Source organism: Rhizobium sp. IY2 (genome assembly GCF_047532935.1).
Classification (GTDB): Bacteria; Pseudomonadota; Alphaproteobacteria; order Rhizobiales; family Rhizobiaceae; genus Rhizobium; species Rhizobium anhuiense.
Window position 1 is genome coordinate 36,291 of the sequence record NZ_JBLKNU010000009.1, and the last position, 21,963, is coordinate 58,253.

The following is a 21,963-nucleotide window of genomic DNA, read 5'->3' on the forward strand; positions in this document are numbered from 1 at the left end:
GGAGTAATCGATGGCAAAATCCGTTTTTCGGTTTCTGTCTCGGCAGCCGGAAGCGGTGGAGCTGGAGAACGACAGATATCTCCTGCGCCTGCCGCGCTACCAGGATTTCAACCAGTGGCACCGGCTGCGCGCCGAAAGCCGCAAATTCCTCGAACCCTGGGAGCCGACCTGGCGTCGCGACGAGTTGACCGAGGGCGCCTATCGCGCCCGCGTCATCCGTGGCAAGCAGGAATATGCCTCGGGCCAGGCGGTCCCGCTGTTCATTTTCCTCAAAGGCGACATGACGCTCGTCGGCGGCATCACCATCGGCTACATCAGGAGGGGTGCGGCACAAAGCTGCATGATCGGCTACTGGATGGGCGAGCGCCATGCCGGCCAGGGGCACATGTTCGCCGCCCTGCAAATGGTTATTCCTTACATCTTCACCGGGCTTGAGTTGCACCGTATCGAAGCAGCCTGTATTCCAGATAACGCGCGCAGCATCCGTCTGCTTGAAAAGGCCGGGTTTCAGCGAGAAGGCTATCTGCGCGGATATTTGAAGATCAACGGTCAGTGGCATGATCATGTGATGTTTTCACGTCTCGCCACCGATACGGATAAAGGCAGGAAAACCGACAGCCGATGACCAGAGACCGCATGCTGCCCAAGTCACCGTCCGGACGAGTGATCGCGGTGATCGCAGCCCTTTTCCTGGCGGCCTTCGCCTTCGTGGCGGGTACGGCCCAGGCGGCCGAACCGGTGAAGATTTCCCGCGACGATACCGCGCTCGACCTGACCGCGACGACCGAGATCTATGTGAACCAGGGCGAGGCCTTCCAGGTTTCGACGGCCGCGGGTGCGGACGGCATCCGCCGCCGCATCGAGGTCAGGGCGAGCTCGGAGAACCATCAGGGCGACTGGGCGGTGTTTGCGCTCGCCAATGTCTCGGAAGAACAGCTCGAGCGCGTCATCGTCGCCCCGCATTTCCGCCTGGTCAATTCCAAGCTGTTCTGGCCGGATCTCGGCTCGCAGCGCATCAGCGCCATCACCCCGAGCGAAGGCTTCGCGCTCGACCGGCAGCCGAGCGACGAGGCCGACGTCTTCCGCATCACGCTGAACCCCGGCGCCGTCATCACCTTCGTCGCCGAACTGTCGACGCCGGAGCTGCCGCAGATCTATCTCTGGGAACCGAACGCCTACAAGGATACGATCAACGCCTTCACGCTCTATCGCGGCATCGTGCTCGGCATTGCCGGCCTGCTCGCCGTGTTCCTGACCATCCTCTTCGTCGTCAAGGGCACCTCGATGCTGCCGGCGACGGCGGCCCTCGCCTGGGCGGTGCTCGGCTATATCTGCGTCGACTTCGGCTTTCTCGGCAAGCTCATCAGCGTCGCCTCGGCAGACCAGCGAATATGGCGCGCCTGCGCCGAGGTGGCGCTGGCGTCGAGTTTCGTCATCTTCCTGTTCACCTATCTGAACCTCAACCGCTGGCATGCGCATCTCGGCTACGCCACGCTTGCCTGGGTGCTCGGCCTTGCCCTGCTCTTCGGCGTGGCGATCTACGATCCGTCGATCGCCGCCGGTATCGCCAGGCTTTCCTTCGCGCTGACGGCGACGATGGGGCTCTTGCTCATCATCTATCTCGGCTTCAACCGCTACGACCGCGCCATCCTGCTGGTGCCGGCCTGGGCGTTGATCCTCGTCTGGCTGTTCGGGGCGTGGCTGACGGTCACCGGGCGGCTCGACAACGATATCATCCAGCCCGCCCTCGGCGGCGGCCTGGTGCTCATCGTGCTTCTGATCGGCTTCACCGTGATGCAGCATGCCTTTGCCGGCGGCGCGTTCCAGCAGGGGCTGTTTTCCGATCTCGAGCGGCAATCGCTCGCGCTGACCGGCTCCGGCGACATGGTCTGGGATTGGGATGTGGCGCGCGACCGCGTCGTTACCATTCCCGATGTCTCGACCAAACTCGGCCTATCGCCGGGCGCCATGCATGGCGCGGCGCGCAACTGGCTGCCGCGGCTGCATCCCGACGACCGCGACCGCTTCCGCGCGACACTCGACGTGCTGCTCGAACACCGCCGCGGGCGGCTAAACCACGAGTTCCGCATCCGCGCCGAGGACGGGCATTTCCACTGGCTGCTGATCCGCGCCCGGCCGGTGCTCGGCTCGAACGGCGAGATCATCCGCTGCGTCGGCACCATCGTCGACGTGACCGAGCAGAAGAATTCCGTCGAGCGGCTGCTGCACGATGCGCTGCACGACAATCTGACCGGCCTGCCGAACCGCCAGGTCTTCCTCGACCGGCTGCAATCGGTGCTGGCGCTGGCGCCGGGCGGCGACACGCTGCGGCCGACGGTGATGGTGATCGACATCGACCGCTACAAGCTGGTCAATGATTCGCTCGGGGTGGCTGCCGGCGACAACATCCTGATCGCGCTGACGCGGCGGCTGCGCCGGCTGTTGAAGCCGCAGGACACGCTGGCCCGGCTTGCCGGCGACCAGTTCGGCCTGATCCTGGTGTCCGAGCACAATCCGGCCAAGGTCGCCGATTTCGCCGATGCGATCAGCAAGGCGATCATGGTGCCGATCAACTTCGCCAATCGCGAGATCATCCTGACGGCCTCGGTCGGGCTCGCCTCCTGGGTCGACCGGCAGGAAAGCGCCACCGGCCTGCTCAGCGATGCCGAGCTTGCGATGTACCGGGCAAAACGGGCGGGCGGCAACCGCGTCGAACCGTTCCAGCCGGCCTTCCGCGATTTCGGCACCGATCGGCTGCAGCTGGAAACGGATCTGCGCCGCGCCATCGAGCGCAAGGAATTGTCGATGGTCTATCAGCCGATCGCCAGGCTTGAGGATGTCGAGATTGCCGGTTTCGAGGCGCTGATGCGCTGGGAACATCCCAAACGCGGCAATATTCCGCCATCCGAATTCATTCCGATCGCCGAGTCCTCCGATCTCATCGGCCCGCTCGGCATGTTCGCGCTGGAACAGGCGACCAACGATCTGATGAGCTGGCAGCACCAGACCGGCGAATTGCCGATCTTCGTCTCGATCAATCTGTCGAGCGTGCAGCTGCTCAACAACGAACTCTATGACGACGTGCGCTCGGTTCTCGCCAAGACGCATTGCCATCCCTCGCGCCTCAAGCTCGAACTGACGGAATCCATGGTGATGGAAAATCCGGAACAGGCCCGCCTCGTGCTGCAGAAGCTGAAGGAGGCCGGCATCGGGCTGGCGCTCGACGATTTCGGCACCGGCTATTCGTCGCTCGCCTATCTCACCCGCTTCCCCTTCGACACGATCAAGCTCGACAAGGCGCTGGTGCGCGACGGCAGCGACAAGAAGGCGACCGTGCTCCGGTCGGTGATATCGATGGCGCGCGAGCTTGAGATGAAGGTGGTGGCCGAGGGGATCGAATCCAACGAGGACGCGATCGAACTCGCCAAGATGGGCTGCAGCTACGGCCAGAGCTACCTGTTCGGGCCGCCGATCCCTTCTGAATCGGTACTGCGGCTGTTGCGCGACCGCTTTCCGCTGACGAAACGGGCTTGAGCGGAGCGGCCATTCCCGCAAGTTCTATGTGCGTCACGCCCGACTCGCCCGAACGCTGAGCCACCGATCATGGGGCTTTCCGACGCACAGACGTATCTCGCTGACGATCCAGCCGGCGTCCGTGAGTGCGGACCGCAGGGCAAACTCGCGCCAGTACGTCTCGACGTAGCGCCGGGGCGCTGCAGCACTGCCATGTGTGGACACGTCCTCGCCTTCGCCCTCTCTTACCGAGGCGTGCAATCGGCCACCGGTCCGGGTCGCCTCGGCAAGCCGTCCGAGCACCGTGCCGAAATCCTCGCGCGCGACATGAATCAGGCAGGCACAGGCCCAGATCCCGTCGTACGGCGTGCCGGGACGCTGCGGGTCGGCCAAGTCTTCGGTCAGCGGGTCCAACAGGTCGGCCTCGAAGCCATTTTCGCGAAGCAGTTCAACGAAACCCCTTGCAATGTCGGTGCGCCGGACGCTAATTCCCCGCTTCTCAAGCGCAAGTGCATCTCGCCCGCCACCGCTTCCGATCTCCAGCACCCTGCCCGAGCCGCCCAGCCCGGTCACGAACACATCGATCTCTGTCGCGACCCATTCGGGCATCGCCGCGGCCTCGGCAGCGTACTCCGCCGCGACCGCATCATAGGACCGCACGGTATCCAGGTCGGTGCTCATCCTGGCGTTCCTCCTTCAAGACAAGGGGCCTGATAAGCGAGAGGCCCGTCAGTCCGTTGCGCCCTTCACACTTCGGCAGTGGGTGACATCGCGGGCGATTTGCTTCCGAGCTTTAGCAGAAATTCGGTCAGAGATCACCGACCGAGCCCATGCTGCCGGGCGGCAACGCGCCCCACTTCAGGTGTTCAGCCGCCTTTAGATTTCCCTGGAAGCAGACGTTCGCCATATGAGGCTAGATGTCCAAACTGGCGTGGAAAGCAGAGTGGTGGATTTCGAGCAGGTATAAAAAGCGAGCGGACGTCAAGTCCGCCAACATGAGCGGGAGCAGGTTCATTCACCTGAAGTGCTGCTATAGGCCTTGTTTGCGTCCGATATGATCGGCAATGTGCGGTATAATCCGCAACGTCCAGGGTTCGATGGGGAGCGAATGCCGATACCTTCATTTACAATCGACGGGGTACTGCCGCCTTATGTTGGTTCTAAGGGGCCAGGTGGCGCATTTGAGAATCTCAGCCCATACGAAGTTTCGGCGCTGGAGGTCGTCAGCACACTCGGAACGACACAGAATCGACGGGATATTCTGCGAAGATGGTTAAACCATCGAAGTGAATTGCGCTCAGCAGGGATTTCGCAAGGATTTCAATGGCTTGATGGGAGTTTTCTGGAGCAAAAAGAGCCGAATGACTTGGACACGGTGTCCTTCATTTATCGCCCTGCGACTGCTCTTCAGTTGGCGGATTGGAACGCCTTCCTCGGCGGAAATCTAGCCCTGTTTGATCGAGGCCAGTTGAAGCAGAAATTTAGGCTGGATGCTCTATTTATCGACTTGCATGGTCACCCCGAGACCATTGTCGAAGTGGCCCGATACTACATGGGACTATTCTCTCATCGCAGAGGCGACGACCTGTGGAAGGGCATGTTAAAGGTTCGGTTGGAGAATGCAGCGGATGACACAGATGCATCTGCGATTCTGGGGCCTGCCCCGACAGTAGAAGGAGCTGTCGCATCATGAGCTCGATTAGAAAGCTTGAACGGGATTACGCCAAGGCGGATCGAGCAGCCGTAGTGGGCTTGCTCGATCGTATCACCGAAGCGGATGCGCTAACGCGGCTTGGTCTTGAATCAAGACTCGCAGAGCTCAACACGCAAATAGCGGCGCAAGATCTGGAGCCTGAGACAACACATGCGTCCGCGGCGCTGTTCTTTGGCGGTCGACCTGTGATTGGCTCGCACGGCATCGAAGCTGAATTCGGAGCAGGTGCGGTCGCCACTTTTCAAGACTTGGTATCCAAGGTCCTAGCAAAGAACACGTCGGGGTTGGGGGTAAAGGGCCCGATTGCGAATAAGTCCGCGGCCTCCATGCATATAACCAACATTGTGCGGGGTTCGTTCGGCTTTATGTTGGAAGAGGTCCGTGATCAGGCGCAATTGATTGACACCAATCTAAAGGAGGCCGTCGAGGAAGCTTCCGAACTCCTTGACATTTTTGGCGAGGCGGATGAGGAGCGCTTTCAGTCCACTGTAGTTGAAGTAGATCAGCGCATCCTCGCGACGACACGCGACTTCTTCGAATTGATGCGCCAACACGGTGCGACACTTCGCATGGTCGCTGGCGAAAACGAATTCCAATTCGGCTCCGAGGCGGTTGCGCGTGGCTTTGAGCGGGCGAGCGGTACATCGATCGAGGAAGACGAGAAATCGCTAGAGGGCCAGCTAGCTGGTGTTCTTCCAAGTGCACATCAGTTCGAGTTCCGTGCGAGGGGCGGAGATGCCCTAAAGGGAAAAGTCGATCCGGCTTGGACAGCCATCGACCTGGAAAGGTGGAACCGGGAACTTGTAGGCGTTGACGCCACAGTTGACATGGCAGTGAAGCGAGTGCTTCGCCACGGCCAGATTGCACGCGAAAATTATGTGCTGAAGGGTATAGCCCCTAAGATCGATCCTGCTGCCGCCGCTCATGATAAAGCTTAACTCGGCGAGAGCCTGAACTCGAAAACATCAACTGCCGCTAGCGGCGGGGAGTACCCCTTATCTATTGTTCACCACTCTCGATCGCAAACGGCAACTTCGCGAGGCGAAAGTAGATCCTGGATGCTCCGAAATGGGGTCGGACGTGTTCATTGAAATAGCTTCGCGCTTAGTGGCAGCTATTTCATTTTCGACGCCCGAGAACGGAAGGTCGGGAAGCGGCCCCGTAGCGGTCGTCTACCCAAGCCGAGCCGATGTCCATTGTTGGTGCAATCCAGTCGAAGATGCGCGGCGCTGTAGAGATGCCGCCTTTGCACCGATCTACTTCGCGCCCGCGGAAGCTTACCCATTATCGGCCGCTTGTTGAGGTCTAGAAATCAGCTATCTCAAGCCTGAAAACAACTGGAACGTTGAGGAGCAGGCATGACGAAGCATCGCATCTATTCAGTCAGCGTCGCGAGCGTCTACCCTCACTATGTCGCCAAGGCAGAGAAGAAGGGACGCACGAAGACAGAGGTCGATGAAATCATCTGTTGGCTGACGGGGCATAGCCAGCAGAGCCTGGACGATCAGTTGGCTGAGAAGACCAGCTTCGAGGATTTCTTTGCGCAAGCGCCTCAGATGAACCCCTCCCGATCATTGATTACCGGCGTGATCTGCGGCGTTCGCGTGGAAGACATCCAAGAAACGACGATGCGTGAAATCCGCTATCTGGACAAATTGATCGACGAACTCGCGAAGGGGAAAGCGATGGAGAAAATCCTGCGGAAATAGCCAGGAATCCATGTCGCGGAAGCATCCGCGATCACCCACGGCACGCGCTCAGGATCCGGCCCTGTCTCGTCCGGGAATGACGAATATTCATTGTCTCCCAGCAATGCGATCGAGCAGCAAGCCGAGGCCTTTCCGGAAAGCGCCGTCCCAATCATCGTCCAGCAGCAGACGAGAGCGTTCGATTACAGGATGGTGTTGGCTGAAAGCTGTCAGTCGCGCCCCTTCCCTCCCATAAACGGCCATTGACCAATGGCCTGCGATGTGCGCCTCTCAATGCTTGCACAAGGAAAATCCCATGCTCAAGTTTCTGCTCGCCCTCTCGATGGGTGTTTTTTGCGTATCGCCGCTTCAGGCCGGCGACATCACTCCCGTCACCAAGAGCTGCGAGCCGGGGGCAAAACAGGCGCAATGCCAGCGATGGGTCACGGATATCAAGAAAGCCGTCGAGCTGGCCTATAAAGGCGACCACGGGGCGCAGGTCACCGTTGCCTTCTGCCTGTCCACCGGTTGCCATGGTGCTGTCGCCATCGACAGGGTCGCCTCCTGCAGCTGGCATCTGGTCATCGCCAATTCCGGTTCGACGACCGTGCTCGACAGTTCAAATACCAGGAACACCTGCCGGCCGATGACGGCGGCCCAGAAGGACGAAGCCCGGGCGCTGGCGAGCGATCTGGTCCAGCAGATCTACAAGCGGCCCCTGGTCAAGACCGACCAGATGTAATCTGCCCGGGGCCCGGCCCGCAGCGCAACGCCTGCGTGAAAATAAATCTCATTGCTCTCCCGGTTTTCGCCGCTATTCTCCAGCCAAAGAAAATCGGGAGGACCATGATGATCCTGCACTGCGTATTCCTGCGGCTGAAGACGGCGATGACGGCCGACGACAAACAATCGCTGTTCGACGCGATCGTCGCCCTGAAACAGGTCATTCCCGGCATATTGGATATCAAATACGGGCCGAACGTTTCGCCCGAGGGGCTGCATGGCGGCTTCGTCGACGGTTTTGCGGTGACCTTCGAAAGTGCCGAAGCCCGCGACGCTTATCTCATTCATCCCGAACATGTGGCTGTGGGCGAGCGCATCGTCTCCTCGACGGATGGAGGCCTTGCCGGCATTCTGGTCTTCGACCTCAATCAGTGAAGACTGCGGGGGCAAACCCCGCAGTCCCTCAATTGATCAGCTCGATTTCGCCATGGCGGCGGCGAGCTGGTCGACATTGTATTTGAACATCTTTTCATAGGTCGGCGCCGGTCCCTTGGCGTCGGAGAGCGATTCGACATAGAGCTCGCCGCCGGGCTCGGCGCCGGTTGCCTTGGCGACCTGCTTGACCAGGCGCGGATCATTGGAATTCTCGAAGAAATAGGCCTTCACCCGCTCGCTCTTGATCTGCTCGATCAGCTTGGCGACGTCGGCGGCAGAGGCCTCGCTCTCCGTGGACAGACCGAGCGGGGCGAGGAAGCTGATATTATATTCGCGGCCGAAATAGCCAAAGGCATCATGGCTGGTCAGCACCTTGCGGCGATCGTCGGCGACCTTGTCGAATTTCGCATGGGCGTAGGCGTTCAATCCATCCAGCGTCTTGGTGTAGTTCTCGGCATTGGCCTTGAAGGCGGCGGCGTCGGTGGGATCGGCTGAAGACAGCGCCTTTTCGATATTGGCGACCCAGATCTTGACGTTGACCGGGCTGTTCCAGACATGCGGATCGGTGATCTCCGCGCCGTCCTCTTCCATGGTGCGGGTGGCGATGCCTTCGGAGACGGTGACCGGCTTGCCCTTGTAGCCCGAGGCGGTGATCAGCCGGTCCATCCAGCCTTCCAGCCCCTCGCCGCTGACGAAGGTCACCTGAGCCGCGTTCAAATTCTTCGCATCGGCCGGCGACGGCTCGAATTCATGGGGATCGCCGTTCGGCCCGACGAGGCTCGTCACCTTTACATGCTCGCCGCCGACCTGTTTGACGACGTCGGCAAGCACCGTGAAGGACGCCACAACCTTCAGTGTTTCGGCGGAGGCGGGCATGGCCGACAGCGCCATCAAAACGGGGATTGCTGCGGAGAGAAGCAGTCTTTTCGGGTTCATCGAAGTCTCCTTGGGATCAGCCCTTCAAATGCGGGCGGGGAAAGAAGCGCCGGGCCAGGCCGGAGGGCGCGAAAAAAATCGAAAAGCCGTAGAGGATCGCCGCCGTCATGATGATCGTCGGGCCGGAGGCGAGTTCGAGATGGTAGGAGGCGATCAGGCCGAGATAGCCGGATGCGGCGGCACTTCCGGCCGCAATCGCCATCATCACGGCCAGGCTGCGCGACCAGAGCTGGGCGATCGCTGCCGGCAGCATCATCAGGCCGACCGCCATCAGCGTGCCGAGCGCCTGGAAGCTGGCGACGAGGTTCAGCACGACGAGCAGCAGGAAGAGCACATGATAGACCGGCCCGCGCCCGCCGACGGCGCGCAGGAATCCCGGATCGAAGCATTCGGCCACCAGCGGCCGGTAGATGAAGGCGAGGATGACGAGGGTCAGCGAGGTGATCGCGCCGATCAGATAAAGGGCCGACGCATCGATCGCCAGGATGGTGCCGAAGAGCACATGCAGCAGATCGATATTCGAGCCGCGCAGCGAGACGATCAGCACGCCGAGCGCCAGCGACGCGAGATAGAAGCTGGCAAAGCTCGCATCCTCCTGCAGCACGGTCATCCGGCTGACGGCGCCGGACAGCAGCGCCACCGACAGGCCGGCGATCAGGCCGCCGAGGCCCATCGCCGTCAGCGACAAGGAGCCGGCGACGAGATAACCGATCGCCGCCCCCGGCAGCACGGCATGGCTCATCGCGTCGCCCATCAGGCTCATGCGCCTGAGCATCAGGAAGACGCCGATCGGGCCCGAGCCGAGCCCGAGGCAGAGGCAGGCGACGAGGGCGCGGCGCATGAAGCCGAAATCGGCGAAGGGTGCGAGGAAGAGATCGTAAGCCGTCATGCCGCCGGCGCCTGTTCGGGATCGCAGGCAACGGCATCCTCATCCCAGCGCTCGGCCATGGCGCGCGCCTTCAACAGATTGGCGGATGACATGACCTCACTGGTCGGACCCCAGCCGACAAGCTCGCGGGCGAGCAGCAGGGTTTGCGGGAAATGCGTGCGGACGAGCTCGAAATCGTGCAGCACGGCGATCACCGTGCGGCCCTCGCCATGCCAGCGGGTGACGATATCGACGAGGTCCCTGGTCGTGCGGGCATCGATTGCGGTAAACGGCTCGTCGAGCAGGATGATGCCGGCATCCTGCAGCAGCAGGCGGGCAAAGAGCACGCGCTGGAACTGGCCGGCCGAGAGCGACCCGACATGGCGCCGGCCGAAACCTTCGAGACCAACGGCGGCGAGCGCCTCGCCTGCCCTTTTCATCTCGCCGGGCGCGATGCGGCCGAAGGCTCCCGTCTTCTTCCAGGCGCCGAGCATGACGGTGTCGATCACCGAGATCGGAAAGCGCCGGTCGATCTCGGCCGCCTGCGGGAGATAACCGAATTCCGCCCGCCCCAGCCGATGCTCGACCCTGCCTTCGGCCGGGCGAAGCTCACCCATGATCGCCTTCAACAACGTCGACTTGCCCGCCCCGTTCGGCCCGGCGATCGCCGTCAGGCTGCCGGAGGCGAAGGCGCCGGAGACGTGGTGGACGGCGGGGTGCCTGTTGTAGGCGACGGTCAGATTCTCCAGACGGATCAGCGGCGTCATGGCAGCAGAACCGCCCAGTGGATCGCCAGCCAGAGCACGGCAAGGACCAGCGTGATGCCGATGACCCTAGAAAATGCCGACTGTCCCAGCAGGCTGACGGAGGGGCGGTCGGGGCTCGGGGGCATAGCGCATCCTACAATGTAATAACATTACCGTTATGTTATAACGATTGCGGCGAGATTGAGGCGGGGAGCGCGCAGTTGCTCACACAATTGTAAAGCGCGACAAACGGCCGCCGGTCCATTCCGCGCCCTCTCTCCAGCCTCATCCTGAGGTGCCCCCGCGGGACCTCGAAGGACGGGGCTGATATGGCGGCACCCCTCCACCCAAAATTTCTGTCGCTGGACGACAAATGGCATGATGTGTCAAAAGAAGCCCGCCGCATGTCAGCGTGGAGACAATTTTGGGACTTCGGGAAGATAAGAAGGATCGCACGCGCGCGCAGCTGCTCGAAGCCGGGTTGGAGCTGATCCACAAGCGAGGATTCGAGGAAACGACCATTGCCGATATCGCTGCCGCCGTCAGCGTGTCGCCCCGCACCCTGCTTCGCTACTTCCCGACAAAGGAGGATGTGATCGTCAGCTGGGTGCAGGATGGCATGACGATCATCCGTGCGGAACTGACGGAGCGGCTCGCCTCGGAGCCGCCGGTTGTCGCACTGCTTGCTGCCGCGCGGGCGATGCTTGCGGCGTTCGACGAAAAGTCGCGTTTCTTTCTCGCCATCGAAACGGCAATCCGCTCCAACAGGAGCATTTCTGCGCGAAAGGAACAGATGATCGCCGAACTGATCGACGAAATCGCCCATATTCTCGCCTCGCCGGACAGACGGTCTCCGCTCCCGGACGTTGTCGCCTATACGATCGCGGGAACGGTTTTCGCGCTCATTCGGGCATCGATAAACAGTTGGGTGGATGGCGGAGCGGCCATGTCACTTGCCGATCTCTTCGATCGCGCCGCCGGCATCGTCCACTTCGAACAAAATGTCACTTAGTGACATTTGTCGTTGACGGACATAATTTTCCGTGCAAATTCACGATGCGTTGCTAAGCAACGTCATTGCAAACAGCCTCGCCATGCGAGTGCGCCTGCTCGGGAGATAAAATGTCCACATATCAAAAGATCGCGCTCGTCACCGGCGCGACCCGCGGCCTTGGTTTCGAAACGGCTCGCCAGCTCGGCCGTGAAGGCGTGTTCGTCCTTCTCGGCGCACGCGATCTTGCAGCCGGGCGGGCAAAGGCCGAAACATTGCGTGCGGAGGGCTTGGCGGTCGAGGCGATCGAGATCGATCTCAACCGCCCTGATACGGTCGACGCTGCCGCCTCTTCGATCGGCGAGCGGTTCGGCAGGCTCGACATCCTGATCAACAATGCGGGAATCCTGCTGCTCGACACCGACGATTTCCCCAGCGTCGCCTCCATCGAAACCCTGCGTGAATCCTATGAGGTCAATTTCATCGGAATGGTGATCGTGACCCAGAAACTGTTGCCGCTGATCCGCAAGGCGGCCAGTGGCCGCATCGTCAACCTTTCCAGCAGCGTGGGTTCGCTCTGGTGGACGGGCGATGCAAACAATCCGTCCCCCGATGTCAAATGGCTTGGCTATGCCGCCTCCAAGGCGGCGGTCAACATGCTGACCGTGCAGCTTGCCCTTGAGCTGAAAGATACGCCGATCAAGGTGAATGCCGTCTGCCCCGGTTATGTCATGACCGAATTGAACAGAGGCGGCGGCTACATCACGATCGAAGACGGCGTTCGGGCACCGGTCAAATATGCTTTGCTGGATGACGCCGGACCCACCGGCCAGTTTTTCAACACCAATGGCCCGATCAACTGGTAACGGCCCGCGGCCGGGCGCTTGACGGCCCGGCATGCGCACCACCGTTCAGCCGACACGGCGGATGTGGCGTCCCGAGGACGGGGCATCCGCCTTTTCGCCCGCGACAGCGAATTCGCTCCCATCCCCTTTCAAGGACCATGAGACATGAAACCAACGACGGATGACATCGTCGAGATCAACCAAATCCTCTCGCTCTGGGCCCACCTCGTCGACAACCATGCATGGGACAGGTTCGGTGAAGTCTTTACCGAGGATGCATATTTCGACTCGAGCGTTTTCGGCTTTGCGCCGGTCACGGGCATTGCAGCGATCTGCCATATGGCCAGCCAGGAGGGCCATGCCAAGGCCCATCACACGACGAATGTGTATGTTCAGGAAGGCGCGGGCGACGAGATCACCGCCGTCTCGAAGGGGCTCGGCCTGTTGTCGAATGGGGCGGTGGCGAGCGTGACCTATACCGACCGGCTGCGGCGGACGCCGGAGGGCTGGCGTTTGTCGAGCCGCATTCTCGCTCTGCAAGCACCGCGTTGAGATCGCGCCGATGTCTGTCGTCAACCTATCCCTGGCAAACGTCATTGCCTGGCTGCTTGCAGCCTTCTTCTTCATCGGCGCCTATGGCAACACCTTCGTCAGCCCCGAAATTGCCGCGGACTACGCCCGGTGGGGTTATCCGGAAAGCTTCCACTATCTGACCGCCGTCTGCGAATTGACCGCAGCGGTCATGCTCATCGTCAAACCATTGCGCCTCTACGGTTCCCTGCTCGGGAGTGCCGTGATGCTGGCGGCTGTGGCGACGGTTCTCTTGCATGGCGAATATGCGCATGGAATTCCGCCCTTGGTGGTGCTGGGTCTTTGCGGGCTCGTCGCTCGTTTGACGGCTCGGCGGAAGCCGGTGACGCTTGCATAGTCGAAAAAGGCGACCGAACGGCCGCCTTCATCTGTCATGATGCTTAAGGATGCGACGCTCCGGGAGGCGCGTTTCTCCAAACCTGCCATCGGCGCGTGCCCGTCATCCGGCTGCCGCAACCTCTCCCCGCAGGCGGGGCGAAGGGGGGATAGCCGCAACCTCTCGGTTCCCACCTCGCTGTTGCAGGGCACGTCCCCTCGCCCCGTTTTTACGGGGAGAGGGTGAGGGGCAGATCTTGTTCAAACGCTTACAGCTGTTCCAGCATCGCGGCAGCGCCCGAGACGGTTGCCTGGCCGGGGCTTTCCTCGACGTTGAGGGCTTTCACCACGCCGTCCTCGACCAGCATCGAATAACGCTTGGAGCGGAGGCCGAGGCCGCCGGCGGAGAGGTCGGCGTCGAGGCCGACGGCCTTGGTGAAGCCGGCATCCCAATCGGCGAGGAAATGGATCTTGCCCATACCGCCTGATGATTGCGCCCAGGCGCCCATCACGTGCCAGTCGTTGACGGCGACAACGGCGATGTCATCGACGCCCTTGCCGAGGATGGTGTCGCGGTTTTCGAGATAACCCGGCAGGTGGTTCAGCGAGCAGGTGGGCGTAAAGGCGCCCGGCACGGCAAAGAGCACGACGCGCTTGCCGGCGAAGAGCTGATCGGTGGTGATTTCGACCGGGCCGTCGGCCGTCTTTTCCTTGAAGGTGGCGGCAGGAAGCTTGTCGCCGATCGCGATGGTCATGGTCTTCTCCTTGGGTTTCGGTTTTGGGGGTTGTGGCTTTGGGGTTCTGCCTTGGCGGCGGCCGCCGCGGGGGTCCTGCGGCGACTATAAGACCCGGTCATTCAAAGGCAAGACCAGTCATTCAAAGGCAAGAGTCGTCTCCATCGCCCTTGCGCCATCGATCACCAGCACGCCCCAGCGCTTGCCCGATATGTCGTAATCCTTCGGCAGCTTGCCGATGGATACATCGACCTTGAAAGTGGCGCCGTCGCGTTTGCCGCCGATCTGCTTGGTGAAGGCATAGCCGCTCGGGCCGGTGACGATGATATCGGGGGCGGCTTTCCCGTCGCTCGGCCCCTCACTCGGCAAAACCAGCGTCAGCGATAGCGTCTTCCTGTCCGGTGACATCGCATGCGCGGTCACGTCGAAATCCGCCGATGGCGGCTTCGGCAGGCTCGCATCGGCGGCCTGGAGGATCGCCTCCTCTTGCGGACGCGACTGCATGGCCGGGCCGAGCTTCAGCTGAAAATTCGCCTGGAAGGGAATGCAGATATCCTTGCAGATACCGATGAAGGCGCCGGCATCGATCTCGACCGGGCCTTTACCGGCCGCGCTCAGCGAAAGCGGCAGCGTCACCGGCGCATCATAGGCAATATCCTCGATCGCGCCGTTGAAAAAATGTTTCGGAACGGGATAGGCGATGGCATCGAGCGTGACGCCGCTTTCCGCCGCGATGGTGAGCTGGGGCGGAATGCCGTTGCCGCCGGGCTCTTTCCAATAGGTGATCCAGCCGGGTTTCGGCTCGATCTGAAGCGCTGCGCGGATTTTGCCGCCGGCATCGGGCGCAAGCGCCACCAGGCGCATGCGGCCGCCTTCGTTCTCCGCCCAGCCGCTCATTTCCGCATGAACCGAAGAAAACGGCACAAGTGCTGCGACCGCCGAAACGACCGCAATCAAAAAACCGCGCGGGACTGAGGAAATAATCATCATGGAACAAAGGTTTACCGAAAGCGGTGTTTGACCGCCAGAAGTCGCGGCGATTTAAATCTTCATTTTCAGTTGATTGATGTGTGACATTGGCCCATGTTTCTCTTGTCGAGGCCTTGGTGCGGTCTGGCAGCAGGAGGAACGATGTCCTTATCGACGCTGAAGAACAGACGGGAACGTGGCTTCTTCGATGGCCAGTTCCTCATCGCCATGCCCGGCATGGAAGACCGCAATTTTGCGCGCACCGTGATTTACATCTGCGCGCATTCGGATGCCGGCGCCATGGGCTTCGTCATCAACCGTCCTCAGAGCCTCACCTTCACCGATGTGCTGCAGCATCTCGACATGATCAAGCAGGAAGATTCGATCGTGCTGCCGAAGCGCGCCCGCGACTTCCCGATCCAGACCGGCGGCCCGGTGGAGAGCGGCCGCGGCTTTGTGCTGCATTCGGACGATTATGCCAGCGACTCCTCGATCCCCGTCAGCGACGATATCTGCCTGACGGCGACGCTCGACATCGTGCGCGCCATCTCCAAGGGCAACGGGCCGACGCGGGCGACGATGCTGCTCGGCTATTCCTCCTGGGCAGCCGGCCAGCTGGAAAGCGAAGTCGTCAACAATGGCTGGCTCACCTGCCCGGCCAATGAGGAACTGATCTTCGACCGCAGTCTCGACGACAAATACGAGCGGGCGCTCGCCGGCATGGGCGTGACCGCCGCCATGCTTTCGGCTGAAGCCGGGCATGCCTGAAAAGCACTTGGCCTGAGAAGCAGTTGGCCTGAGAAGCAGCCCGCCTGAGAAAATAGCTGGTTCGCGCCAGTGGGAACGAATAGCCGCAAGTGACGTTTCATTTCGGCAAGCATGGGCAAGAGGCCCATGCCGACCAAGGAGACATCACATATGGGTAGCACCAGCGACAAGATTTCCGGTAAGGCAAACGAAATTGCCGGCAAGACCAAGCAGGCCGTCGGCAAGGCCACGGACGATCGCGAAATGCAGGCCAAGGGCGCCGTCCAGGAAGCCAAGGGCAAGGGCCAGGTCGCAACCGGCAAGGTCAAGGACAAGCTCAAGGGCGCCGTCGACCGGCTCTGAGCCAGACGCTCATCCTTTATCACCATGCCTGCTGCGCCCTCGCGCGGCAGGCATTTTTAATCCCCCACGCCAATGCTTTGCAGAGATAGACACGATGAAGCTTTTTGCCTGCGACAATTGCGATCAGGTCGTCCACTTCGACAATCGTCACTGCGTGCGCTGCAATCATCGCCTCGGCTTTCTGTCCGGCGATCTCGCCATGCATGCGCTGGAGCCGCGCGACGAGATCCTCTGGCAGCTGGTTTCCGATCCCGAGCGTGAGGTCAGCTTCTGCGCCAATGCCGGCCTCGACATCTGCAACTGGCTGGTGGACGGCGATGGGAACAGCGAATTCTGCGTGGCCTGCCGCCATAACCGGCTGGTGCCGAACACCGACACCCAGGACGGCATCGACCGCTGGCGGCGCATCAGCCAGGCGCAGCGCCATCTGTTTTATTCGCTCTTGCGCTGGAGGCTGCCGCATCCCGATCGGGCGCAAGACCCGCAGGGCGGCCTGGTCTTCGATTTCCTCGAGGATTCGATCGAGAGCAACGGCTATGTCGTGCCTGCTATGACCGGCCACGAGGAAGGCCTGATCACCATCCGTGCCGCGGAGGCCGACGATGCGACGCGCGAACAGGCGCGCAGCTCGATGAACGAACCCTATCGCACCCTGCTCGGCCATTTCCGCCATGAGGCCGGCCATTTCATCTGGAACAAGCTGGTGCGCGATCGCGGCGACCTTGCCGATTTCCGCGCCGTCTTCGGCGACGAACGGCAGGATTATGCCGCAGCCCTGCAGAGCCATTATGCCGGCGGCGCCCCCCTGGGATGGCAGGACAATTTCATCAGCGCCTATGCGGCGTCGCACCCCTGGGAAGATTTCGCCGAATGCTTCGCCCATTACCTCCATATCGTCGATACGCTGGAAACGGCCCGCGCCTTCGGCATCGCGATCGATCCGCGCGGCCATGAGGAAATATCAGGCGAGGTGGATTTCATCCCCTATAGGGCCAGAAGCGCCGAACAGCTGGTCAGCGCCTGGGTGCCGCTGAGCCTCGCGATCAACGCCATCCAGCGCAGCATGGGCCAGCCGGACTCCTACCCCTTCGTGCTGTCTTCACCTGTCGTGGCCAAGCTTGAATATCTGCACCGGCTGATCCAGGGCGCGGGGACGGCGCAGTAGGAGGTGTTCTTGCCAGTTGCCAAATCGACCGTCACGGGTTGGCGCGCACGCCGCAATGAGAGCAATTGAATGTGGCCCTACTATACTTTGGCTCGGAATATCGAGCGTCCGAGCAATCTGTCTTGACGTATTGCCAACAGCTACCCTCCGCCGGAAGGTTTGACAGTTCCGGCGGAGGTCTTCAAGCTTAAGGGGGCGCGAGACGCCCCTTAAATCAATGAAGGTCTCGCTTTTCCCGAGCGATCTGCTCGCTGCCGGAGTGGCGCTTGCCCTTGAGAACCTCATTAACGCGGCCCTGATTGACGCTAAAGCGCGCGGCGATTTCGTGCTGGTACGCGCCGCTCCATCTTGCGAGCCAGACCTGCACGGCATCATCGAGAGTGAGACGATATATATGCTTCATTTTCGAGTTCCTTTTGGGTTAGGAACCTCGATCGGCTTGACAGACCAGCCTCCCCGCGTATCTTCGGGGTGTTAGGGGTGATCCGTTTTGCCGACCGAGGCATCCGGTACATTCGACACGAGGCCGGGGCTGCAACCCCGGCCTTTGTCGTATCGACCCGCGAACGCAGGCGAAGGAAATATGAGTGTAAACAGCGAGCATCGTCAACGGATGCTTACGGGCACGGCTGTCTAAAGCCTGCGCTAAGCGGCTGTTTCTATTGACTTCCTACGCCCGAAATCTGTATGGAATCAGGCTGTTACAGGGATACTGCTAACGGTTTGTTAACGCTGCATTTTTCCTGTGAGCATTAGTCCCTATCGTAAGTTTTCTGTATGTTTCGCGTGGAGTCTTGACGACAAAATGGGCCGACTGGCGCGAATCGGATGTCTTGGCAACGCGAATCAATATCTGCCGTGCCAGGCTAAAACGAAACCGCCTTGCCCTTCTTGAACGGCTCCATGCCGCGGCGGGCGAGTTCGTCGGCGCGTTCGTTTTCGGGGTGGCCGGCGTGGCCCTTGACCCAGTGCAGCGTCACCTTGTGGCGGCTGCGGGCTTCCTCAAGCGCCTGCCAGAGCTCGGCATTCTTCACCGGCTTCTTGTCCGCGGTCTTCCAGCCGTTTTTCTTCCAGCCGAAAATCCACTTGGAGATGCCGTCCTTGACATAGGCGCTGTCGGTATAGAGATCGACCTCGCAAGGCGTCTTCAAGGCCGATAGCGCCGAAATTGCCGCCAGCAGCTCCATGCGGTTGTTGGTCGTATCCGCCTCGCCGCCGCAAAGCTCCTTTTCGACATCGCCATACCGCAGCACGGCGCCCCAGCCGCCGGGGCCGGGATTGCCGGAGCATGCGCCGTCGGTGAAGATATCGACGTGTTTCATAGGCTCAATCCGTATTCGGCCGGCGACTTGATCTGGCGGTGGAAGCGCAGCTTGCGGAGATATTCGAGCGGGTCCTTCTTGGTGACCATGGCGCCTTCGGGCGTCGTCAGCCAGTCATAGAGCCTGGTCAGGAAGAAGCGCAGCGCCGAGCCGCGCGACAGCACCGGCAAGGCAGCTATCTCGGCCTCGCTCAGCGGCCGGACGCTCTGGTAACCCGCAAGCATCGCCGTGCCCTTGGTGATGTTATAGGCGCCATCCTTCTCGAAGCACCAGGCATTCAGGCAGATCGAAACGTCATAGGCGAGCAGGTCGTTGCAGGCGAAATAGAAATCGATCAGGCCGGAGAGCTCATCGCCGAGGAAGAAGACGTTATCGGGAAAGAGGTCGGCATGGATGACGCCGGCAGGCAGGCTCTGCGGCCAGGCGGCCGAGAGGAAATCGAGTTCGCTGCGGATCTCGGTCTGCAGGCCGGGCTCGACCTCGTCGGCGCGCGCCTCGGATTTCTCCCAGAGCCCCCGCCAGCCGTCGATCGACAGCGCATTCGCCCGCTTCAGCTCGAAACCATCGCCCGCCACATGCATTTCGGCCAGCGCCCGGCCGACCTCGCGGCAGTGCTTGGCCTCCGGTTTTCTCAGCCACATGCCTTCGAGGAAGGAGATCAGTGCCGCCGGACGGCCGGACAGCGAGCCGAGCAGCGCGCCGTCGCGGCGCGGCAGCGGCAGTGGGCAGGACAGACCGCGGGCGGAGAGATGCTGCATCAGGCCGAGGAAGAAAGGCAGGTCGGTCTTTTCCACACGCTTTTCATAGAGCGTCAGGATCAGCGGGTCCTTGGAAGTGTGAAGCAGGAAGTTGGAGTTTTCGACGCCTTCGGCGATGCCCTTGTAGGATAGCAGCGTGCCTGCGTCATATTCCGTCAGGAACCATTTCAGATCGTCTTCGGCGATATCGGTATAGACTGCCAAGTGAGGTCTCGTCTTTGCATTGTTGATATTGGATTGCCCGACCGACTGGCCGGGCTGCGACAAGGCTCGATCTAGCCGTTGACGAAGGCCATGTCGGCCGTCGTCAGCTCGATGCTGCGCAGTTCGCGGTTGACGAGGAAATGTTCGTTTTCCTGTACCGTCTCGGCAAGTTCGACACGGGCGTCGAAGCGGGCGCGGAAGGCCTCGATGATCTCGTTGACGATGACCTCCGGGGCGGAGGCGCCGGCGGAAAGGCCGAGCGTCGAGATCGCGCCGATCTCATCCCAGTCGAGCTCGGCGGCGCGCTGCACGAGGATCGATTTCTTCGCCCCTGCCCTCAGCGCCACTTCGACGAGGCGTTTGGAATTGGACGAATTCGGGGCGCCGACGATGATGAAGAGATCGCAGCCGGGGGCCGCCTGCTTCACCACTTCCTGGCGGTTGGTCGTCGCATAACAGATCGAATCGGCCGCCGGCGCCGTCAGGTTCGGGAAGCGCTCATGCAGGCGGGTGATGACGCCGGCCGTATCGTCGACCGACAGCGTCGTCTGGGTGACATAGCCGAGATTGTCGGGATCGGCAGGCGTATAGGCGTCGGCATCCTCGATCGTCTCGATCAGCGACACCGAGCCCTCCGGCAGTTGCCCCATCGTGCCGATCACCTCGGGATGGCCGGCATGGCCGATCAGGACGACATGGCGGCCGAGGCGATTGTGGCGCATCGCCTGCTTGTGGACCTTGGAGACCAGCGGGCAGGTGGCGTCGAGATAGAAGAGGTTGCGGCTTGTCGCATCCTCGGGCACGGATTTCGGCACGCCATGGGCGGAGAAGACCACCGGCTGGGCGCGATGTTCGGCCGGGATTTCGTCCAGTTCCTCGACGAAGACGGCGCCCTTGGCCTCCAGCCCTTCGACCACATAACGATTGTGGACGATCTCGTGACGCACATAGACCGGCGCGCCATAGGATTTCAGCGCCAGCACGACGATCTGGATGGCGCGGTCGACGCCGGCGCAGAAGCCGCGCGGGCCGCAGAGCCTGATCGTCAAAGGAGGTTTCGCCGCAATATTCATGTCTGTTCCGTCAAGAATTCCGTCCCGCATGGGAATAAGGGACCTCTAGCCCAATATGGCCAGGAATTGAAGCGATACTATTGCGGGGGTGCCTTGCTCCCCCTGCGGAACCAGGAAATCGCCACCACGACGACGAGCACGGCGGCGAGCCCGTACCAGGTGAAGGCATATTGCAGGTGGTCGTTCGGCAGGTCGACCTGGGTGACGCCGCCGATCGGCAGGCCGGCCGGATTCGGGGTGGAATCGGCATCGACGAAAAAGGGAATGACGCGGGCCTTGTCCAGCCCGACGCTCTCCGCCATGACGTCGAGATCCTTCCAGTAGAAGATGTTCTTGGCGACGTCGTTGTCGGGCACCACCCAGGACGGTTTGCCGGGAAGCTTTTGGCGCGCCAGGCCGGTGACGGTCTGCTGGTCCGTCAGTTGGCCCTGCATGCGCATTTCCGGCTCCTTGTTCTCGAAGGGAACGAAGCCGCGATTGACGAAGAGCGCGCGCCCATCGGCAAGCTCCAGCGGGGTATAGATGTAATAGCCGGTCTGGCCGCGCCAGGTGGCGAAGAAGTGCCGCTCCTTGTTGTTGATATAGCGGCCGGTGGCGGTGACCTTGCGGTATTCGATATCGCCACTTGCAGCCGCCATCGCCTCGATATCGGCCAGCGGCACGGGTGCTGCGACCTGCCGTTCGGCGATATCGGCAAGCAGGCCCTCCTTCCAATGGAGGCGTTCCACCTGCCAGGTGCCGAGCGAAATCAGGATGGCAAGCGCGATCAGCACCAGGATGCCGGTTGCCACAGGCAGCCGGCGGCGCGGGGCGGCATGGTCGATATCAATCACTCAGGCGTCCTTCGCGGGCATTATGACGGTATTGCATGGCGATCAGGATGCCCTTGAACCAGCGCAGCGTCAGCAGCGACAGGATGATCGTCAGCGGGCCGAAGAGCATGATATGCACCCAGATCGGCGGCCCGTAATTCACCTGCAGCCACAGCACCATGCCGATGATGATGAAGCCGACGATGAGGATGACGAAGACGGCCGGGCCGTCACCGGAATCGGCGAAGGAATAATCGAGGCCGCAGGCGGCGCAGCGCGGCTTCAGCGCCAACAGGCCATCGAACAGCTTGCCCTCGCCGCAGCGCGGGCAGCAGCCCTTGATGCCGGTTTTCACCGGATCGACGGGGGGAAAATGGGCGCTGTCCTCGTTCATGCCATTCCTTTGCGTAACCTTGCGGCCGCGGCTTTTTCGACGCTGCCTTAACTCTCC

General features: G+C 61.4%; 27 protein-coding genes and 1 pseudogene. 14 read left to right on the forward strand and 14 right to left on the reverse strand.

From position 1 onward, the window contains the following. The first annotated feature begins 10 nt into the window (after positions 1–10). Positions 11–625: a GNAT family N-acetyltransferase gene (locus ACMUVN_RS24065; RefSeq protein ID WP_028755741.1), complete on the forward strand. Its 615-nt coding sequence runs from the start codon at positions 11–13 to the stop codon at positions 623–625. Next, entirely contained in the window at positions 622–3,534 is a 2,913-nt protein-coding gene (locus ACMUVN_RS24070; RefSeq protein WP_097595232.1) for a sensor domain-containing phosphodiesterase, read from the forward strand. The genes ACMUVN_RS24065 and ACMUVN_RS24070 overlap by 4 nt, the downstream gene beginning before the upstream one ends. Positions 3,535–3,567: 33 nt before the next feature. Here the strand turns inward: ACMUVN_RS24070 and ACMUVN_RS24075 are convergent, their stop codons facing one another. Beyond that, entirely contained in the window at positions 3,568–4,194 is a 627-nt protein-coding gene (locus ACMUVN_RS24075) for a class I SAM-dependent methyltransferase (protein WP_414815526.1), read from the reverse strand. Positions 4,195–4,621: 427 nt separating this feature from the next. Here ACMUVN_RS24075 and ACMUVN_RS24080 point away from each other — a divergent pair, with 427 nt between their 5' ends. From ACMUVN_RS24080 to ACMUVN_RS24090, 3 genes are all read left to right on the forward strand, one after another. Beyond that, positions 4,622–5,206 carry a DUF6932 family protein gene (locus ACMUVN_RS24080; RefSeq protein WP_414815527.1) on the forward strand — a complete coding sequence of 195 codons (585 nt, stop codon included), beginning with the start codon at positions 4,622–4,624 and terminating at the stop codon, positions 5,204–5,206. Next, the gene (locus tag ACMUVN_RS24085) at positions 5,203–6,165 is read left to right on the forward strand and encodes a hypothetical protein (RefSeq protein ID WP_414815528.1); all 963 of its coding nucleotides are present in this window, start codon (positions 5,203–5,205) and stop codon (positions 6,163–6,165) included. Before ACMUVN_RS24080 ends, ACMUVN_RS24085 begins: the two co-directional genes overlap by 4 nt. A 420-nt stretch (positions 6,166–6,585) precedes the next feature. Then, the gene (locus tag ACMUVN_RS24090) at positions 6,586–6,936 is read left to right on the forward strand and encodes a DUF2200 domain-containing protein (protein ID WP_254961317.1); all 351 of its coding nucleotides are present in this window, start codon (positions 6,586–6,588) and stop codon (positions 6,934–6,936) included. A gap of 87 nt (positions 6,937–7,023) precedes the next feature. Here the strand turns inward: ACMUVN_RS24090 and ACMUVN_RS24095 are convergent. After that, positions 7,024–7,152, reverse strand: a pseudogene (locus ACMUVN_RS24095) (TetR family transcriptional regulator); the annotation flags it as partial. 79 nt (positions 7,153–7,231) lie between these two features. Here ACMUVN_RS24095 and ACMUVN_RS24100 point away from each other — a divergent pair. Both ACMUVN_RS24100 and ACMUVN_RS24105 read left to right on the forward strand, forming a co-directional pair. Next, positions 7,232–7,657, forward strand: a complete 426-nt coding sequence (locus ACMUVN_RS24100) for a hypothetical protein (RefSeq protein ID WP_414815529.1) — start codon at positions 7,232–7,234, stop codon at positions 7,655–7,657. A 107-nt stretch (positions 7,658–7,764) separates the two neighbouring features. Further along, on the forward strand, positions 7,765–8,073 hold the full coding sequence (locus tag ACMUVN_RS24105) for a Dabb family protein (RefSeq protein ID WP_028755746.1): 309 nt from the start codon (positions 7,765–7,767) through the stop codon (positions 8,071–8,073). Between the two features lie 36 nt (positions 8,074–8,109). On the opposite strand, the gene ACMUVN_RS24110 is transcribed toward ACMUVN_RS24105, so the two are convergent. The 4 genes from ACMUVN_RS24110 to ACMUVN_RS24125 are packed head-to-tail and all read right to left on the reverse strand — an operon-like array spanning position 8,110 to position 10,769. Further along, positions 8,110–9,009 (reverse strand): metal ABC transporter solute-binding protein, Zn/Mn family, encoded by a 900-nt coding sequence (locus ACMUVN_RS24110; RefSeq protein WP_414815530.1) that lies wholly within the window; start codon positions 9,007–9,009, stop codon positions 8,110–8,112. A gap of 16 nt (positions 9,010–9,025) precedes the next feature. Further along, positions 9,026–9,898: a metal ABC transporter permease gene (locus ACMUVN_RS24115; RefSeq protein ID WP_047613966.1), complete on the reverse strand. Its 873-nt coding sequence runs from the start codon at positions 9,896–9,898 to the stop codon at positions 9,026–9,028. Next, on the reverse strand, positions 9,895–10,644 hold the full coding sequence (locus tag ACMUVN_RS24120; protein WP_414815531.1) for a metal ABC transporter ATP-binding protein: 750 nt from the start codon (positions 10,642–10,644) through the stop codon (positions 9,895–9,897). The genes ACMUVN_RS24115 and ACMUVN_RS24120 overlap by 4 nt, the downstream gene beginning before the upstream one ends. Further along, positions 10,641–10,769, reverse strand: a complete 129-nt coding sequence (locus ACMUVN_RS24125) for a hypothetical protein (RefSeq protein WP_254961312.1) — start codon at positions 10,767–10,769, stop codon at positions 10,641–10,643. Before ACMUVN_RS24125 ends, ACMUVN_RS24120 begins: the two co-directional genes overlap by 4 nt. Before the next feature lie 278 nt (positions 10,770–11,047). Between ACMUVN_RS24125 and ACMUVN_RS24130 the strand changes: the two genes are divergently transcribed. From ACMUVN_RS24130 to ACMUVN_RS24145, 4 genes are all read left to right on the forward strand, one after another. Beyond that, positions 11,048–11,635: a TetR/AcrR family transcriptional regulator gene (locus ACMUVN_RS24130; protein WP_414815532.1), complete on the forward strand. Its 588-nt coding sequence runs from the start codon at positions 11,048–11,050 to the stop codon at positions 11,633–11,635. Between the two features lie 110 nt (positions 11,636–11,745). Further along, positions 11,746–12,480 (forward strand): SDR family oxidoreductase, encoded by a 735-nt coding sequence (locus ACMUVN_RS24135; RefSeq protein ID WP_127430498.1) that lies wholly within the window; start codon positions 11,746–11,748, stop codon positions 12,478–12,480. Between the two features lie 144 nt (positions 12,481–12,624). Next, positions 12,625–13,011: a nuclear transport factor 2 family protein gene (locus ACMUVN_RS24140; protein WP_414815533.1), complete on the forward strand. Its 387-nt coding sequence runs from the start codon at positions 12,625–12,627 to the stop codon at positions 13,009–13,011. Between the two features lie 10 nt (positions 13,012–13,021). Continuing rightward, complete coding sequence (locus ACMUVN_RS24145) at positions 13,022–13,387, forward strand: DoxX family protein (RefSeq protein ID WP_414815534.1); 366 nt, start codon at positions 13,022–13,024, stop codon at positions 13,385–13,387. A gap of 247 nt (positions 13,388–13,634) precedes the next feature. Here the strand turns inward: ACMUVN_RS24145 and ACMUVN_RS24150 are convergent, their stop codons facing one another. Continuing rightward, positions 13,635–14,120, reverse strand: coding sequence for a peroxiredoxin (locus ACMUVN_RS24150; protein ID WP_011650769.1), 486 nt, complete (start codon positions 14,118–14,120; stop codon positions 13,635–13,637). 117 nt (positions 14,121–14,237) lie between these two features. Continuing rightward, on the reverse strand, positions 14,238–15,089 hold the full coding sequence (locus tag ACMUVN_RS24155; RefSeq protein WP_414815535.1) for a protein-disulfide reductase DsbD domain-containing protein: 852 nt from the start codon (positions 15,087–15,089) through the stop codon (positions 14,238–14,240). 141 nt (positions 15,090–15,230) lie between these two features. Between ACMUVN_RS24155 and ACMUVN_RS24160 the strand changes: the two genes are divergently transcribed. The 3 genes from ACMUVN_RS24160 (at position 15,231) to ACMUVN_RS24170 (ending at position 17,343) form a co-directional block, all read left to right on the forward strand. Next, positions 15,231–15,836 (forward strand): YqgE/AlgH family protein, encoded by a 606-nt coding sequence (locus ACMUVN_RS24160; RefSeq protein WP_028755755.1) that lies wholly within the window; start codon positions 15,231–15,233, stop codon positions 15,834–15,836. Positions 15,837–15,986: 150 nt separating this feature from the next. Further along, complete coding sequence (locus tag ACMUVN_RS24165) at positions 15,987–16,178, forward strand: CsbD family protein (protein ID WP_003546001.1); 192 nt, start codon at positions 15,987–15,989, stop codon at positions 16,176–16,178. A gap of 94 nt (positions 16,179–16,272) precedes the next feature. Continuing rightward, entirely contained in the window at positions 16,273–17,343 is a 1,071-nt protein-coding gene (locus ACMUVN_RS24170; protein ID WP_414815536.1) for a putative zinc-binding metallopeptidase, read from the forward strand. A gap of 214 nt (positions 17,344–17,557) precedes the next feature. On the opposite strand, the gene ACMUVN_RS24175 is transcribed toward ACMUVN_RS24170, so the two are convergent. From ACMUVN_RS24175 to ACMUVN_RS24200, 6 genes are all read right to left on the reverse strand, one after another. After that, complete coding sequence (locus tag ACMUVN_RS24175) at positions 17,558–17,746, reverse strand: hypothetical protein (RefSeq protein ID WP_183905845.1); 189 nt, start codon at positions 17,744–17,746, stop codon at positions 17,558–17,560. A 463-nt stretch (positions 17,747–18,209) separates the two neighbouring features. Next, the gene (gene rnhA / locus ACMUVN_RS24180; protein ID WP_028755757.1) at positions 18,210–18,665 is read right to left on the reverse strand and encodes a ribonuclease HI; all 456 of its coding nucleotides are present in this window, start codon (positions 18,663–18,665) and stop codon (positions 18,210–18,212) included. Further along, a complete protein-coding gene (locus ACMUVN_RS24185) occupies positions 18,662–19,627 on the reverse strand; it encodes a homoserine kinase (RefSeq protein WP_063476469.1) in 966 nt (321 codons plus the stop codon). Before ACMUVN_RS24185 ends, rnhA begins: the two co-directional genes overlap by 4 nt. 71 nt (positions 19,628–19,698) lie before the next feature. After that, on the reverse strand, positions 19,699–20,700 hold the full coding sequence (ispH, locus tag ACMUVN_RS24190) for a 4-hydroxy-3-methylbut-2-enyl diphosphate reductase (RefSeq protein ID WP_028755759.1): 1,002 nt from the start codon (positions 20,698–20,700) through the stop codon (positions 19,699–19,701). A gap of 77 nt (positions 20,701–20,777) precedes the next feature. Next, positions 20,778–21,533: an SURF1 family protein gene (locus ACMUVN_RS24195; protein ID WP_097595246.1), complete on the reverse strand. Its 756-nt coding sequence runs from the start codon at positions 21,531–21,533 to the stop codon at positions 20,778–20,780. Further along, positions 21,526–21,906, reverse strand: coding sequence for a DUF983 domain-containing protein (locus ACMUVN_RS24200; RefSeq protein WP_063476467.1), 381 nt, complete (start codon positions 21,904–21,906; stop codon positions 21,526–21,528). Before ACMUVN_RS24200 ends, ACMUVN_RS24195 begins: the two co-directional genes overlap by 8 nt. Between the last annotated feature and the right edge of the window lie 57 nt (positions 21,907–21,963).

Coding starts and splice junctions, on each gene's coding strand:
- ACMUVN_RS24090 (WP_254961317.1), top strand. CDS start 6,586: ATGACGAAGCATCGCATCTATTCAGTCAGCGTCGCGAGCGTCTACCCT.
- ACMUVN_RS24135 (WP_127430498.1), top strand. CDS start 11,746: ATGTCCACATATCAAAAGATCGCGCTCGTCACCGGCGCGACCCGCGGC.
- ACMUVN_RS24080 (WP_414815527.1), top strand. CDS start 4,622: ATGCCGATACCTTCATTTACAATCGACGGGGTACTGCCGCCTTATGTT.
- ACMUVN_RS24175 (WP_183905845.1), bottom strand. CDS start 17,746: ATGAAGCATATATATCGTCTCACTCTCGATGATGCCGTGCAGGTCTGG.
- ACMUVN_RS24115 (WP_047613966.1), bottom strand. CDS start 9,898: ATGACGGCTTACGATCTCTTCCTCGCACCCTTCGCCGATTTCGGCTTC.
- ACMUVN_RS24150 (WP_011650769.1), bottom strand. CDS start 14,120: ATGACCATCGCGATCGGCGACAAGCTTCCTGCCGCCACCTTCAAGGAA.
- ACMUVN_RS24140 (WP_414815533.1), top strand. CDS start 12,625: ATGAAACCAACGACGGATGACATCGTCGAGATCAACCAAATCCTCTCG.
- ACMUVN_RS24085 (WP_414815528.1), top strand. CDS start 5,203: ATGAGCTCGATTAGAAAGCTTGAACGGGATTACGCCAAGGCGGATCGA.
- ACMUVN_RS24170 (WP_414815536.1), top strand. CDS start 16,273: ATGAAGCTTTTTGCCTGCGACAATTGCGATCAGGTCGTCCACTTCGAC.
- ACMUVN_RS24075 (WP_414815526.1), bottom strand. CDS start 4,194: ATGAGCACCGACCTGGATACCGTGCGGTCCTATGATGCGGTCGCGGCG.
- ACMUVN_RS24165 (WP_003546001.1), top strand. CDS start 15,987: ATGGGTAGCACCAGCGACAAGATTTCCGGTAAGGCAAACGAAATTGCC.
- ACMUVN_RS24065 (WP_028755741.1), top strand. CDS start 11: ATGGCAAAATCCGTTTTTCGGTTTCTGTCTCGGCAGCCGGAAGCGGTG.
- ACMUVN_RS24105 (WP_028755746.1), top strand. CDS start 7,765: ATGATCCTGCACTGCGTATTCCTGCGGCTGAAGACGGCGATGACGGCC.
- ACMUVN_RS24120 (WP_414815531.1), bottom strand. CDS start 10,644: ATGACGCCGCTGATCCGTCTGGAGAATCTGACCGTCGCCTACAACAGG.
- ispH (WP_028755759.1), bottom strand. CDS start 20,700: ATGAATATTGCGGCGAAACCTCCTTTGACGATCAGGCTCTGCGGCCCG.
- ACMUVN_RS24100 (WP_414815529.1), top strand. CDS start 7,232: ATGCTCAAGTTTCTGCTCGCCCTCTCGATGGGTGTTTTTTGCGTATCG.
- rnhA (WP_028755757.1), bottom strand. CDS start 18,665: ATGAAACACGTCGATATCTTCACCGACGGCGCATGCTCCGGCAATCCC.
- ACMUVN_RS24200 (WP_063476467.1), bottom strand. CDS start 21,906: ATGAACGAGGACAGCGCCCATTTTCCCCCCGTCGATCCGGTGAAAACC.
- ACMUVN_RS24110 (WP_414815530.1), bottom strand. CDS start 9,009: ATGAACCCGAAAAGACTGCTTCTCTCCGCAGCAATCCCCGTTTTGATG.
- ACMUVN_RS24155 (WP_414815535.1), bottom strand. CDS start 15,089: ATGATGATTATTTCCTCAGTCCCGCGCGGTTTTTTGATTGCGGTCGTT.
- ACMUVN_RS24160 (WP_028755755.1), top strand. CDS start 15,231: ATGTCCTTATCGACGCTGAAGAACAGACGGGAACGTGGCTTCTTCGAT.
- ACMUVN_RS24125 (WP_254961312.1), bottom strand. CDS start 10,769: ATGCCCCCGAGCCCCGACCGCCCCTCCGTCAGCCTGCTGGGACAGTCG.
- ACMUVN_RS24145 (WP_414815534.1), top strand. CDS start 13,022: ATGTCTGTCGTCAACCTATCCCTGGCAAACGTCATTGCCTGGCTGCTT.
- ACMUVN_RS24070 (WP_097595232.1), top strand. CDS start 622: ATGACCAGAGACCGCATGCTGCCCAAGTCACCGTCCGGACGAGTGATC.